This is a genomic window from Halomonas shantousis (genome assembly GCF_054654615.1).
Window position 1 is genome coordinate 3075456 of sequence record NZ_BAAIER010000002.1, and the last position, 13499, is coordinate 3088954.

Genomic DNA, 13499 nt, shown 5'->3' on the forward strand with positions numbered 1-13499 from the left:
TCTACCGATGCCATCCGGCAACCGCGCGGCATCGTGCAGTCTGCATGACATCGCTCTGTCTCCTTCAGCTTAGGCCAGACAGCGATACAACCGATAGCTTCCGTTGGCAATCGCCGGGATTGGCCGCCTCGCACGCCCCTACTTCGAGAGTGGACGCGGAAGGCGGCCAAAGCGTAACGGGAGTTGTCAGCGAATGCATCCTTTTGTGATGCAGTCCGCATGGTAATGCGCCTACGACGTTGATAGCACGTTTAATCGAAAACTGCTGCCGATACAGCGAAAGGATGGGTCTGAAACAAGACAGGATGGTTTCTGAAACAACGCGGGCAATGACTGCTAGACGCGGCCGACCGTAATGACCAGCGGTCTGCCGGATGCGTTCCGTTAGGCCTGATCCGGCGCCTTTCGACTACGTTATGAGTACTCATCTGGAATACTCGCTGCGGCATGGGACGCCGTAGACGAGCGTTGCTGGATACGGATCGGCCACGGCAGACAAGCCCGGCCTCATGTCAAACCATGCGAAGAGAGTCATCATGACGACACATGACCTGAACGGTGCCGTGGTAGTCATCACCGGCGCTTCCAGCGGCATCGGACGCGCCACCGCACTGGAATTCGCCCGCCAGGGAGCCTCGCTGATTCTGGCCTCGCGCGATGCGGACGCCCTGGACGAAGTGGCGCACGAATGCCAGCGATGTGGAACGAATGCCCGGCCGGTCGTCACCGACGTCACCCAGAGCCAGGCGCTGACGCATCTGGCTCAGTTCGCAGTGGATGTTGCCGGGCGCATCGACGTCTGGGTGAACAATGCCGGTACCGGCGCTCTCGGCGCTTTCGACAGCATACCGATCGAGGCGCACGAACAGGTCATCCAGACCGATCTGCTGGGTTACATGCGTGGTGCCTATGCGGTGCTGCCCCACTTCAAACGCCAGCAATCGGGCATCCTGATCAACAACATCTCGCTGGGCGCCTGGACGCCGCAACCCTATGCCGCCTCCTACAGTGCCGCCAAGTTCGGCCTGAAAGGCTTCGCCGAGAGTCTGCGCGGCGAACTGTACCGCTGGCCGCACATTCATGTCTGCAACCTCTATCCCGCGGTAATGGATACGCCCGGGTTCCGTGACGGGGCCAACTACACCGGACGCGACGTCAAACCGCTGCCCCCCATCTACGATGCCCGACGTACGGCGCGTGCCATGGTCCGGCTGGCCAGGCGCCCCCGGCATACCACCTATGTCGGCAGTGCCGCCGTGCTGTCCCGGGTAGCGACCGCTCTGATGCCCGGCTTCAGTCAAAGCTACGCCCGTTTCGTCGACTCCGCATTGGGCCGGGCCGCCCCCGATGCGACCTCCTCCGGCAATCTCTTCTCGCCCCCCAGCGGCGAACGGCGCGTCGATGGCGGCTTTCGCAATGCTTCCGAGGAGAGCGGGAACCGCAGGGTGGCAGTCGCCGCGACGGTCGCTACCGCCACGCTCGTGGGCCTTTACCTTTATCGACGCCGCCAGCGCCACTGATCGTCGCGCGGCCCGCCCGATTTTCACCTTGTCACGATCGGCACCAGAGCAGCGCCGATCGGCAAGCACCTACGGCCATGCGTGGGCTCGATAGTTTCGTCACTGCCAGACGGACACCGTTTGCAATGGATTGCATGAGGAATGGCCCCGATGGAGTCACACATCATTTTTCTCGGCGGGTTCGGCCTGCTGATTCTGTTGGTGGCCTGGGTGCCGCTCCTGGTCCGGAACCTGCCCCTTTCGCTGCCGATCATCTGCATTGCCATCGGGTTCGGCCTGTTCTCGCTGACCGAAGAGGGAGGGCTGCATCCCCGACACTACCCCAAGATGACGGAAGTCCTGACGGAACTGACGGTCATCATCTCGCTGGCCGGGGCGGGATTGCGCATCGACCGTCAGCTGAACTGGCGGGAATGGCTTAACACCTGGCGCCTTCTGGGCATCACCATGCCGCTGACGATTGCCGCCATCGCGGTACTGGGCGTTTATTTTCTTGGCCTGCCCTGGGAGACGGCACTGCTCATCGGGGCGGTGATCGCGCCTACCGACCCGGTGCTGGCTGCGGACGTTCAAGTCGGCCCGCCCCGCTCGGGCCCCGGCGACGAAGTGCGCTTCAGCCTGACCTCCGAAGCCGGGCTCAACGATGGTCTGGCCTTCCCGTTCACCTATCTGGCGATTGCCGTGGCCATCAACGGGCCAATGCCCGGCGACTGGACTTGGCACTGGCTGGGCATGGATGTGGTCTGGCGCATTGCAGCCGGTATCGGAGCTGGCTGGTTAGCCGGCTGGCTACTCGGTGTATTGATGTTCCGCGCCGGCAAGATATCGCTGGCCAGTACCGGCCAAGGGTTCGCCGCCCTGGGCGGCACCTTCGTCACCTACGCAGGTGCCGAGGCCATCCACGGCTATGGTTTCATTGCCGTGTTCGTCGGTGCGCTGGCGTTGCGCAGCACGCAGGAGGATAAGCATGACTACCAGTTGCGTCTGCACGACTTCACCGAGGAGATCGAGCGCCTGCTGATGATGGTACTGCTGGTACTCTTCGGTGGCAGCCTCGCCGGCCCCCTGCTCGACGGCCTGACCTGGAAGATGGCGATCGCCGGGCTCGCCATCCTCTTTCTCATTCGCCCCGTCACCGGGATGTTCGCTCTGCTCGGTTCACAGATGTGCCACAGCGAGCGGGCGATCGTCAGCCTGTTCGGCATTCGCGGCGTCGGCTCGTTCTACTATCTTGCCTACGCCGTCAACCAGGAGGACTTCGGTCGGATCGACGATGTGTGGACGTTGATCAGTTTCATCGTGCTCGTCTCCATCATCTTCCACGGCATGACTTCAGGGCCGCTGATGAGCTGGTTGGACCGGCGTCGGGAGGCCAGCGTGAAGCGCCAGCTCCACGAGCGCTAGGGCCAGCTCCACGAGCGCTAGAAGAGTCAGGCCAGCCAAACAGACAGCACAAGACAAGACAGGGCCGGTTTCCGGCCCTGTCACTCAGACCGCGTAGCCGAGCATGCGCGGCAGCCACAATGCCAGGGCCGGGAACAGCGCCACGAGCAACAGCGCCACACTCATGGCGACGACGAACAGCAACGCCCAGCCCAGCGTCTCCTCCAGCCGCACCCGGGCGACTTCGGTGGTCACCATCAGGTTCACCGCCACCGGCGGCGTGAACTGGCCGATGGCGATGTTCATCGCCAGCAGAATGCCGAACCACACCGGATTCCAGCCGAAGTGCTGCATCACCGGAACCAGAATCGGCATCATGATCAGATAGATCGACACGGCATCCAGCAGCATGCCGGCCAGCAGCACCGCGACCATCACCAGCAGCAACAGCATCGTGCCGTTGTCGGATAGGGCGATCAGCCACTCCGCCAGATGGCGGAACGTGCCCAGCATGGTGCCGGCCCAGGCGAAGATGCCGGCCAGGGCGATGATCAGCATGACCACGCCGGAAATCACCGCCGCCTCGCCGAACAGCCGCCAGAGGTCGCGCACGCTGAGTTCGCGGGTCACGAACAGCCCCACCAGCACGCCGTAGGCTACGGCCGCCACGGCGGCCTCGGTGGGCGTGAACAGCCCCGAACGCAGCCCGCCGAGAATCAGCACCGGGGCGAACAGCGCCGGCAGCGCCTGCTTGAACGCCTCGCCCAGGGGCGCTCGCTCGACCGCTTCCGGCGACTCCCAACGATAGCGCCGCGACAGCCACCAGGCCGGCAGCAGCAGGGCCAGACCCGCCAGAATGCCGGGTATCAGTCCGGCGGCGAATAGCGCACGCAGATCCACCCCGGGCACAACGATCGAGTACAGGATCAGCGCGATGGAAGGTGGAATCAGGATCGCCGTGGAGGCGGACGCCGCGATCAGCGTCGCCGAAAAGGGCCTGGGATAGCCCGCCCGGGTCATGCTGGGCAGCATGACCATCGCCACCGCCGCGGCGTCCGCCGGTCCCGAACCGCTCATGCCGCCCATGATCAGACATACCAGTACCGCGACCAGCGCCAGTCCGCCGTGGCGTGGCCCGATCAGCGCCTGGGCGAAGTACACCAGCCGCTGGGCGACGCCGGCACGTTCGAAGATCAGGCCGGTGAGAATGAACAGCGGAATCGCGATCAACGGGTACTTGGCCACGCTGTTGTAGGTATTGGTGCCCAGCGTGGCGAGCATGTCCGGCGACAGGCCGGCGGCGATGCCCACCGCCCCGGCCAGTCCCAGCGAGAAGGCCACCGGCACGCCGACGATCAGCAGGCCGATGAAACTGACGATCATCCACAGATCAGGACTCATCGACGAGTCTCCCGCGCAGCCGGTCGAGGCTCTGTTGCGTCAACCGCCAGGCCATCGACAGCGCCAGTGCCGGCAACCATATCACGTACCACCAGTTGGGCAGGCCCAACCCCGGCGACAGCGACTCCCACTGATATTCCTCCAGCACGAAGCGTCCGCCGTGCCAGACCATCAGGCCCAGCACGACGACACCCGCCAGCCATTGGACGACGATCAGCAACCGCGCCAAAGGGGTCGGCAGGTGGCGTTCCAGCAGGCTGATACGGATGTGCCGGTTGCGCCGCAACGCCACGGAGGCGCCGGCAAACGTCAGCACCACCAGCAGAAATACCGAGAATTCCTCGGTGAAGGCGAACGAGGCATCGGTGACATAACGCACCACGACGTTGGCGAGGCTGATCAGGGCGATGACAACCAGCGCCCCGGTCGCCAGCCAGCGCTCGAGGCGCGCATCAGGTTGAGGGTTCATGGCGTAAGTTCTTTCCTGGGAAAACCGCTCCCGGCGGCACGCCGGGAGCGTTCAGAACAACGCGGGATAGCCCGCGGGTCAGGCTTCAGCGCGCCTGCACGGCATCCTGGGCGCTTTGCACCAGCGCCTCGCCGATGCGAGACGTCCATTTGCCGTAGACGCTCTGAGTGGCATCGGCAAACGCCTGACGCTGCTCATCGCTCAACTCGATCACCTCGACACCGCGGGACTGGATATCGGCCAGACGCTGGTCGTTCTCGGCGCGAGTCTTCTCGATCTCCCACTGGCCCGCATCGACCGCCGCCTGACGCAGCAGCTCGCGATCCGCCTCGGACAGCGACTGCCATATCCGCTGATTGGCGGCAAAGATCAGCGGATCGTTCATATAGTGCCACAGCGTCAGATATTGTTGGCCAACCTGATCGATACGTGCCACGTCGAACACCGACAACGGGTTCTCCTGGCCATCCACCGCACCGGTGGTCAGGGCGGGCTTGGCATCGGCCCAGCTCATCTGGGTCGGGTTGGCGCCCAGCGCATTGAAGGTATCCTGGAACAGTGGCGAACCCACCACGCGAATCTTCAGCCCTTTCATGTCGTCGGGCGAATCGATCTCCAGCTTGGAGTTGGAGAGTTCGCGGAAGCCGTTCTCCCCCCAGGCCAGCGGCACGATGCCGCGCGACTCGATCGCCTCGAATACCGCCTGCCCGGCCTCACCCTGGGTGACGGCATCGACGGCCGCATAGTCGGGCATCAGAAACGGCAACGAGAACAGGTTGAGTTCCGGTACCTGCGGTGACCAGTTGATGGTCGAGCCCACGGCCAGATCGATCAGGCCCTGGCGCATGGCAGAAAACTCCTTGGTCTGGTCGCCGGCGACCAGTTGGGAGTTGGGATAGATGCGCAGCGTCAGGCGTCCATCAGAGCGTTCACGGACCAGGTCGGCCCACTTCTCGGCGGCCTGACCCCAGGGGAAATCGGCGGAAAGCACGGTAGAGACCGAGAGTTCACGCGCCTGGACGGCGAACGTCGAACAGAGTACGGCAGCTCCCGCCAAAGTGGCGAGCATACGGGATAAGCGGCGTGTCGGTTTCATGGGGGTCGTCCCTTGGTCGGGCATGCGGCGGGCCACGAGACAGGGCGTCGTTCAGCCGGATACCGCAAGCTATCGGTTATGCTTGTGAATGATGCTATGCCACGGGCGGACACGTCCGGCGTGGGCCGCCTCGAAATGATGGCCGTCGACGACACATCGCGCCCTTCGGATGGCGAGAGGACGGGAAGACTGCAGGGCCGGCTTTTGGCGGGCCAGGGACGCGGATAGGCGCCGGAGAGAGGCGTCGGCCGACAAGTACAGGTTCGGATGGGAACGTGGCGTACCGCCAGCGTCGATGACGCGATGCCGGGTAGGCAGCTCCGCATTGTAAAGGCATTGTCAGCGAAAGGAACCCCATCCCTTCGGCCAACCCCGCCGGATCCGGCGGCGATTCGCCTCATGGCCCGGTCGGCGGTGTGTCGAGAAACTTCTCGAGGGCGACGTGATCGCCCACTTCGATGTCATGAGCGTCGAAATAGCCCGCGTTGACTTCCAGGGCGGCGCGAAAGGGCACACCGGCGCGATAGGAGGGGCAGCGGGTGGAGACGTCGTTGCCGCAGGGCATCATGTGATCGATGGCGCGGATCTCACCGTCGGCGCCGATGAAGGCAATGTCCAGCGGAATGCGCGTGCGATGCATCCAGAATCCCGCCTGGGGCGGTTGTTCGCTGCGATAGAGAAACAGCATGCCGGCATCCTCGGGTAGATGATCGCGATCCATCAGACCATGCGCCCGCTGCACCGGATTGCGCGCCAGCTCCACATTCACGACATGTTCACCGGCGATGGTCAACGGTACGCGCTCGGCTGCCACCGGACCAGTGCCGACAGTCGCGAGCATGACGCCTGCCCCCGCCAGTGCCACGATCAGCCTCCCGGGCCATCGCGGTGACGCTTTCCTGCCTTGATGCCGCATCGCTTATCTCCGTCTGGCCTCGTACGCCCTGTCACATCTTCCGCCGGGGTCGGCTCGCTGCTGCAACCGGCAAGCTCTATACTCGGCGTGCCCGCTCGGGCACCAGCAGGATATTCGATACCACATTGCGCAAGGAACGCCATGCCACTTCGCGATCTGCTTCTCGGCCTGGGGGTTATCGCCCTATGGGGCCTGAACATCATTGTCATCAAGATCGGCGTGGCGGAGATTCCGCCGCTGTTGCTGATGACGCTACGCTTCCTGCTGGTGGCCATCATCCTGGTGCCGTTCACGCCGGTCCGCCGCGATCAGCTTCCGCACCTGCTGCTGCTCTCCTTCACCTTCGGCTCGTTGCATTTCGCCCTGCTGTTTCTGGGGCTCGAACAGGCCGAAGCCGGCACCGGGGCGATTCTCGTCCAGCTTGGCACACCCTTCGCGACTCTGCTCGCCGCGATCTTTCTCAAGGAGCGCCTGGGCCTGAAGCGCCTGGCGGGGCTGACGCTCTCCTTCGCCGGCGTGGTGGTATTGGCCGGCGGCCCCACCCTGCCCTCCCCCCTGCCTCTGACCATGCTGCTGGTCAGTGCGCTGGGCTGGGCAATTTCCAACCTGATCATCAAGACCGGCCCGAGCATTCCGCCGCTGACGCTGGCCGGCTGGATCGCGCTACTGGCGATTCCGCAGATGGCACTGGGCACCTACCTGTTCGAGGCGAACCAGTTCCAGGCGCTGGCCAACGCCAGCTGGGCAGCCTGGGGCGCGGTGTTCTACACCGCGGTGATGTCGTCCATCGTCGCCTACGGTCTGTGGTACACCCTGCTGCGCAAGCATCCGGTCAATCGCGTCGTCCCCCTGTCCCTGCTGACGCCGGTCTTCGCCGTGGTACTGGGCGTCATTCTTCTAGGCGACAGTCTGGGCTTCCACAAGCTCCTTGGCGGCGCTCTGGTCGTCGCCGGCATTGCCCTGATCACTCTGCGTTTTCGGCCACGCCGAAGCGAACCACGCCGGAGCGCGCGAGGATAACCATTCGTGTCAAAGAATCTGCGCCACGTCATCGAAGGCCAGACGCGGCCCACGGGGGTAATGCGTTGCGGGATCCGCTACACCGAGCGTGCAGAGGAAATTGACCCGGTAGCGCCCGTCGGGGAAGAACTCGCTGTTGACCCGTGCGGCGTCGAACCCCGACATGGGTCCGCATCCCAGCCCCAAGGCACGCGCCGCCAGGATGAAGTAACCGCCCTGTAGCGAGGCGTTGCGAAAGGCCGTGGCCTCGGCCAGTGCCGGATTGGCGTCATACGTCGGCTTGGCATCGTAGGCCGTGAACTGACTCGGCAGATGTTCCTGAAACTGCGTGTCGTAGGCCAGGATGACGGTGACCGGCGCCTTCATCACCTTGGCGAGATTGCCTCCCGACAGGGCCGGTGCCAGGCGTTCGCGGGCCGGATCGCTGGTCAGAAAGACGTAACGTCCGGGCTGACAATTCATCGAGGTGGGACCGAACTTCATTACATCGTAGAGTTCGCGCAGGGTCGTTTCCGATACCGGCACATCAGTGAAGTACTGCGCCGTGCGTGCGCCCAGAAACAGCTGATCCATTGCATCCGTATCGATGGCTGCCATTCGTCTCCCTCTTGGTCAGATAAGTTCGCCATGCAGTCGCCACGCCGGGGTGGCGTTCTCGGCAGGCTTGCCAGCGGTCCGCAGATGGCTCACGGGTCTCGGACCCCCGGGCCTGGAAAATCTCCGCGGCTTCCTCGCCCTCCAGCCACTTGCGCAAGCCACTTGCGAACGATGAGCGAAGCCGGGCCGGAATACACAGCTAAGCCTTTTTCAACATCCATTAGCAAGCGAAAATGTCTTATCAGGCGGATCGTCGTGACACAAGCAAGTGCCGATCTCCTGCGAGCCCGGCACACGTCGAGAAGCGCTCGGCTCAGACCTCGCGCTGCCACTCGACAGTCAACGACTCCTTGCTGGCAAAGCGCACCAGATGGTCCGCCATCACCTGCTCGAAGCGCGCAATGTCCTCGTCGCTGTCGGCGCGGCCTTGCATGACGAGCACCCCCTCCTCGGCAGTCAACGTCGCCGTGCCGAACGGGAAGTGGATCTCACCTCGCTCGTCGTCGAAAGTGGCCTCGACCTTGTGGCCGAAGTGCCGACACAACTTCTTCATGTTGAGCGACGGGTTCTCGGTAGTGACAGCAGCATAGGTAGTGGCCAAGATACGACTCCCAGGCGTGAAGATACGGCGATCAGGGATCGCCGTATCGGTTAGAGACGGAACCTGTTATCAGAATTCCACGGTAATACCGACATTGTAGCGGCGTCCATCCAGGACACTTTCATAGTCTTCGTAGTTCACGTCCTTGTCGAACAGGTTGTAGACGCCGCCGTAGATAGTGGCGCTCTGCGTCAGTTGGTAGGCGGTGCCGGCATCGACGAAGGTGTAGGACGGTAGCTCCTCGACCATGCTTGTGCGGCTCACGCCTTCGGTGGTGCGGCCACGGTAGTTAACCCTCGCCCAGCCCGAAAGCGCGCCTTCAGGCTCCCAGTTCAGCGTGGCGTTGGCCATGTGCTTGGGTAGCCGGTTCAGCGGCTCCCCCTCGAAGGGCCCGGTTTTCTGCTCGGAATCGGTGTAGGTGTAGTTGGTCGTCAGCGAGGTATCCAGTCCCAGCGGCAGCGTCAGTCGCGCCTCGACCCCCTGCATGGTGACCTCGTCGACATTGAAGCGCCGGCTGATGAAATGGTAGTCGGTGCCATTGAAAGTACAGGCAGCGTCGATATCAGTATTGCACACCTGCTCTTCGGTGATCTTGTCATCGAACTCGGTGTAGAACAGCGTCACGCCGGCCTGAATACCGCGTCGGTTGTCCCATAGCACGCCGAGTTCGTGGTTCAGACTCTCTTCCGGCTTGAGGTCCGGATTGCCGAGAATCACCGACGGCACCGCCGCGGAGCGTCCGCCAGTGATCTGTCCCCAGCCGGCTGACGCCTGACGCAGGTCCGGAGCGCGATAGCCGCTGGTCACGCCGCCCTTGACCGTCCACTGCGGCGCGGCTTGCCACACGCCGTAGAGTCTCGGCGACCAGTGACTTCCGTAGTTCTCGTCCTGGTTGAAACGTACGCCGCCGGTCAGCGCGAAATCCTCGGTCAGGTTCCACTCGTCCTCGGCGAACAGCGCCCACTGCCAGCGCGTCAGTTCGTCAGTATCTCCCGCTTGGTTACCCGCGTCCGTCAACTCCTGATCTTCGTACTGCCCTCCCAGGGTGAGGATGTGCATGCCCAGCGGCATGACGGTCTGCGTATTGAAGACGGTCGAGTCATACTCCATGTCCCGCGAAGGATTCTCGACCTCCTCGCGCTGCACATAGCTGTCCGACGTACCGAAACCCCAGCGCCCCTGGTGTGTCACGGCATAGTGGCGGCGAAGGTAGTCTGCCTCGCTGCGTGTATTGGGGCGGCCACCGCGTCCGGTCGCCGCTATCGACTTGCCGGGGGTGGAGGTGCGCACCTGCTTGTTGACGCCGGCCTCGAAGTCGAACGAATGGCGGTCCGTCGGCGTCCAACTGAGCTTGGCGGTGGCGTTCCTCACGTCATGATCGCTGTAGCCGTTCTCGATCTCGTCCTCGTCGCGCTGCGAATACTGGCCGTAAACCTGCAAGCCCAACACATCATCCTTGAGCGGCCCGCCGACGTAGAAACGGGACTGATTGATGTCGCCCGAGTCACTATCTTCCTGAATGGTGGTATCGGCGGTTACGCTGCCGCCCCACTCCTTGGCGACCTTGCGGGTGATGACGTTGATCACGCCCCCCAGCGCATCGGAGCCGTACAGCGAAGACATCGGCCCACGAATCACCTCGATGCGCTCGATGGCCGACAGCGGCGGCAGCCAGCCCTGCTCGATGCCTGGCCCATCGCTGTTGGGGCGCGTCTCCCGCGAGCCCTGACGCTTGCCATCGACCAGAATCAGCGTGTACTTGGCGCCCATGCCGCGCAGGCTGATATCCTGCGAAGAGCCGCCGCCGGTGATGACCACGCCCGGCACGTTGCGCAACGCATCGGTGATATCGCGATAATGGCGTCCTTCCAGCTCCTCCCGATTGACCACGCTGATCGTCGCCGGCGCGTTCTTGACCTGCTGGGCATAGCCTGCCGCGGTCACTACCACGTCATCGAGGTCGACCTCGTTCTGCGCCTGAGCCGTAGCACTGGCCAGGCCGGCAATTGCCAGAGCCAAAAACGTCTTGCGAGGATGATCGAACATCTGCACTTGCTCCCTTGAGTAGCATCGAGGGCTGTCGGTCCAGCCCACAAGTAAATACGAATTATTATTGTTTATATTTTTCCACATTTTATGCATAGTTTCCCGCTACGCGATGTTTCGTTTTATGCAACGAGGTACAAGCGCAAACGAAAACTATTTACAATCAAGCACTGGAATATGCGAGACTGAATCTTTACTAGCGATATCGGAAACGGAACCGGGTCAACCCGAACGCGCCATGCACGATCTCAACGAACTGGCTGCCTTCGCGGCCGTGATGCAATCGGGAAGCCTGACCGTCAGCGCACGGGAGCTGGGGCTGGCGAAATCGACACTCAGCCGCCGCATCAGCCAGCTGGAAACCCGTCTGGGCCAGCCCTTGCTACGTCGCCAGGCCAACCGGTTGATTCCCACCGAAGCGGGCACGCTTTTCTTGAACTATTGCCAGCAGATCCTGCGTCTCGCCGAACAGAGCCAGCAGGTACTCGAGGATCTGCGCGAGGAGGTGAGCGGCGAACTGGTAGTGCATGTGCACAGCATCTTCGCCCGGGGCTGGTTCGCTCGACAGATGGAGCACTTCCTCCAGCAGTATCCGGGCACGCGTCTGGACATTCGCACGCAGTGGCACGCGCCGCAGGCACCGGAAGAGACCTCGCTGTGCCTGTGGCTCGGCCCGACGAGGGAATGCGGCCTGCGCCAGGAGGTGATCGGAGGGCTTGAGCGCGGCGTCTATGCCCACCCCGACTATCTGGCGCGGCACGGAACGCCGCATCATCCTCGCGAACTCTCCGATCATGCCTGGGTCGATCTTCTCGGCGAGACGCATGATGGATTGATGTTGTGGCATCCTCGCGAAGGGGAGTTCCAGTTCACCCCGGCCCCTTCACGGCTGCGGGTCGATCAGATGGTAATGCATTCCGACGCCATCGCCCGCGGTCAGGGGCTGGGCCTGCTGCCATGCTGGCTGGCGGAACATCGTTTGGCTGCCCATCCGGGCTCGCTGCAGCCCTGTTTGACGGACTGGCGTCCCGCAGCTCATACCATCACGCTGCTCTACCCCTTCGGCCGCCTGCCGCGCAAGACCGGCGCCCTTCTCGAGCATCTGCGCCAATCCCTGCCGGAAGCCTGGCAGCCAAACCGCTCTCCCTCTCCTCCCGCCCTGTCCCTGAACTGAAGCGACACACGATGTGCCGACGTTGTGTCGGCCCTTGTGCGTTCCTCCTGGCCGAATAAGGAATCGGAAGATTGACCGGCCCCCGCCCTACGGCCAAGCTGGTCAATATGCTTCCGCTCTCACAATATTAGCATGCTAATATAAATCCCGGTCAGCGTATCGCGAGGAAATGCGTGGAACTCAAGGAAATCACCGTCGGCGGCGTCTATTTCAGTCCGCTGCTGCTGTATGCCCTGCTGGGCTTTGGCGTGGCGCTGGTGCTGCGCACGCTTCTCTACCGACTGCTACGTCACAACACGCCCTGGTTCGAGGCATGGTTCGATGTTTCCCTGTTCGTGATCGCCATGGCCGCCTGCGCCTTTCTCTCCTCCACCCTGACGTGACGACCTGCTATGCGTACATCGCTTCGAATCCTCATCACCCTGCTCATCGTGGCTGTCGCCATCGCGGCGGGCGTCTGGCTCTGGCACTACTATCTCTACACTCCTTGGACCCGCGACGGCCGTGTGCGTGCCGACGTCATCACCATCGCTCCGGATGTCTCGGGCTGGGTGGAAACACTTCCCGTTGCGGATAACCAGCACGTGGAAGCGGGCGAGGTGCTGTTCACCCTCAACGATGCCCGCTACCGCGCGGCGCTGGATGAAGCCCAGGCGGTAGTCGAGAATCGCCAGGCGACGCTGGAGCTGCGTCGCCACGAGGAGGGCCGGCGCAGCCGGTTGAGCCGCCAGTCGATCAGTGCCGAGGATCAGGAGATCGCGCGCATCGATACTCGCGTCGCCGCCGCCAACCTGGCCCAGGCCCAGGCCGATCTAGAGCGCGCCCGCTTGGATCTGGAACGCACCCGGGTGAGTGCTCCGGCGGACGGCACGGTGCTCAACCTGCGTCTGGAGGAGGGTAACTACGTCAACGCCGGCGAGGACGTGATGGCACTGATCGAGGAAGGGTCCTACTATGTCACCGGCTATTTCGAGGAAACCAAGATGCCGCGCATCCATGTCGGCGATCGCGCCGCCGTGATCCTGATGAGCGGCGATACCCGACTGCAAGGCCACGTGGCGAGCATCGGTCGCGCCATCGCCGACGCCAATACGGTGCCCAACAATCAGTTGCTGCCGCAGGTGCAGCCGACTTTCAGTTGGGTACGCCTGGCCCAGCGTATTCCGGTACGCATCGAGCTCGATGAGCAACCCGACGACGTGCTGCTCAGCGCCGGCATGACCGCCACGGTACGCGTCCTCGACGACGCTGATTCCGACACCGAGCGATGAGCCGC

The 13499-nt window shown here is 63.2% G+C and carries 13 protein-coding genes; 6 read left to right on the forward strand and 7 right to left on the reverse strand.

Annotated features, from left to right (window positions below; genetic code table 11):
- Positions 1-536 precede the first annotated feature (536 nt).
- Complete coding sequence (locus ACYQ12_RS14585; RefSeq protein ID WP_459873097.1) at positions 537-1520, forward strand: SDR family oxidoreductase; 984 nt, start codon at positions 537-539, stop codon at positions 1518-1520.
- A 150-nt stretch (positions 1521-1670) separates the two neighbouring features.
- Entirely contained in the window at positions 1671-2924 is a 1254-nt protein-coding gene (locus ACYQ12_RS14590) for a cation:proton antiporter (RefSeq protein WP_459873099.1), read from the forward strand.
- Between the two features lie 84 nt (positions 2925-3008).
- On the opposite strand, the gene ACYQ12_RS14595 is transcribed toward ACYQ12_RS14590, so the two are convergent.
- The 4 genes from ACYQ12_RS14595 to ACYQ12_RS14610 all read right to left on the reverse strand — a co-directional run bounded on the left by ACYQ12_RS14595 (position 3009) and on the right by ACYQ12_RS14610 (position 6734).
- The gene (locus ACYQ12_RS14595; RefSeq protein WP_459873101.1) at positions 3009-4304 is read right to left on the reverse strand and encodes a TRAP transporter large permease; all 1296 of its coding nucleotides are present in this window, start codon (positions 4302-4304) and stop codon (positions 3009-3011) included.
- Complete coding sequence (locus tag ACYQ12_RS14600; RefSeq protein WP_459873103.1) at positions 4294-4773, reverse strand: TRAP transporter small permease; 480 nt, start codon at positions 4771-4773, stop codon at positions 4294-4296. The genes ACYQ12_RS14595 and ACYQ12_RS14600 overlap by 11 nt, the downstream gene beginning before the upstream one ends.
- Before the next feature lie 85 nt (positions 4774-4858).
- On the reverse strand, positions 4859-5869 hold the full coding sequence (locus tag ACYQ12_RS14605) for a DctP family TRAP transporter solute-binding subunit (protein ID WP_459873105.1): 1011 nt from the start codon (positions 5867-5869) through the stop codon (positions 4859-4861).
- A 397-nt stretch (positions 5870-6266) separates the two neighbouring features.
- Positions 6267-6734, reverse strand: coding sequence for a DUF192 domain-containing protein (locus tag ACYQ12_RS14610; protein WP_459873107.1), 468 nt, complete (start codon positions 6732-6734; stop codon positions 6267-6269).
- Between the two features lie 192 nt (positions 6735-6926).
- Here ACYQ12_RS14610 and ACYQ12_RS14615 point away from each other — a divergent pair, with 192 nt between their 5' ends.
- Positions 6927-7805, forward strand: a complete 879-nt coding sequence (locus ACYQ12_RS14615; RefSeq protein ID WP_459873109.1) for a DMT family transporter — start codon at positions 6927-6929, stop codon at positions 7803-7805.
- 9 nt (positions 7806-7814) lie between these two features.
- Here ACYQ12_RS14615 and ACYQ12_RS14620 read toward each other — a convergent pair whose 3' ends face one another.
- The 3 genes from ACYQ12_RS14620 to ACYQ12_RS14630 all read right to left on the reverse strand — a co-directional run bounded on the left by ACYQ12_RS14620 (position 7815) and on the right by ACYQ12_RS14630 (position 11049).
- Positions 7815-8402: a malonic semialdehyde reductase gene (locus tag ACYQ12_RS14620; protein WP_459873111.1), complete on the reverse strand. Its 588-nt coding sequence runs from the start codon at positions 8400-8402 to the stop codon at positions 7815-7817.
- 313 nt (positions 8403-8715) lie between these two features.
- Entirely contained in the window at positions 8716-9003 is a 288-nt protein-coding gene (locus ACYQ12_RS14625; protein ID WP_459873113.1) for a DUF2218 domain-containing protein, read from the reverse strand.
- 69 nt (positions 9004-9072) lie between these two features.
- The gene (locus ACYQ12_RS14630; RefSeq protein ID WP_459873115.1) at positions 9073-11049 is read right to left on the reverse strand and encodes a ligand-gated channel protein; all 1977 of its coding nucleotides are present in this window, start codon (positions 11047-11049) and stop codon (positions 9073-9075) included.
- Positions 11050-11287: 238 nt separating this feature from the next.
- On the opposite strand from ACYQ12_RS14630, the gene ACYQ12_RS14635 reads away from it, so the two are divergent.
- From ACYQ12_RS14635 to ACYQ12_RS14645, 3 genes are all read left to right on the forward strand, one after another.
- Complete coding sequence (locus ACYQ12_RS14635; protein ID WP_459873117.1) at positions 11288-12223, forward strand: LysR family transcriptional regulator; 936 nt, start codon at positions 11288-11290, stop codon at positions 12221-12223.
- Between the two features lie 173 nt (positions 12224-12396).
- Entirely contained in the window at positions 12397-12606 is a 210-nt protein-coding gene (locus ACYQ12_RS14640; protein ID WP_459873119.1) for a DUF1656 domain-containing protein, read from the forward strand.
- Between the two features lie 9 nt (positions 12607-12615).
- A complete protein-coding gene (locus ACYQ12_RS14645; protein ID WP_459873121.1) occupies positions 12616-13494 on the forward strand; it encodes an efflux RND transporter periplasmic adaptor subunit in 879 nt (292 codons plus the stop codon).
- Positions 13495-13499 lie beyond the last annotated feature (5 nt).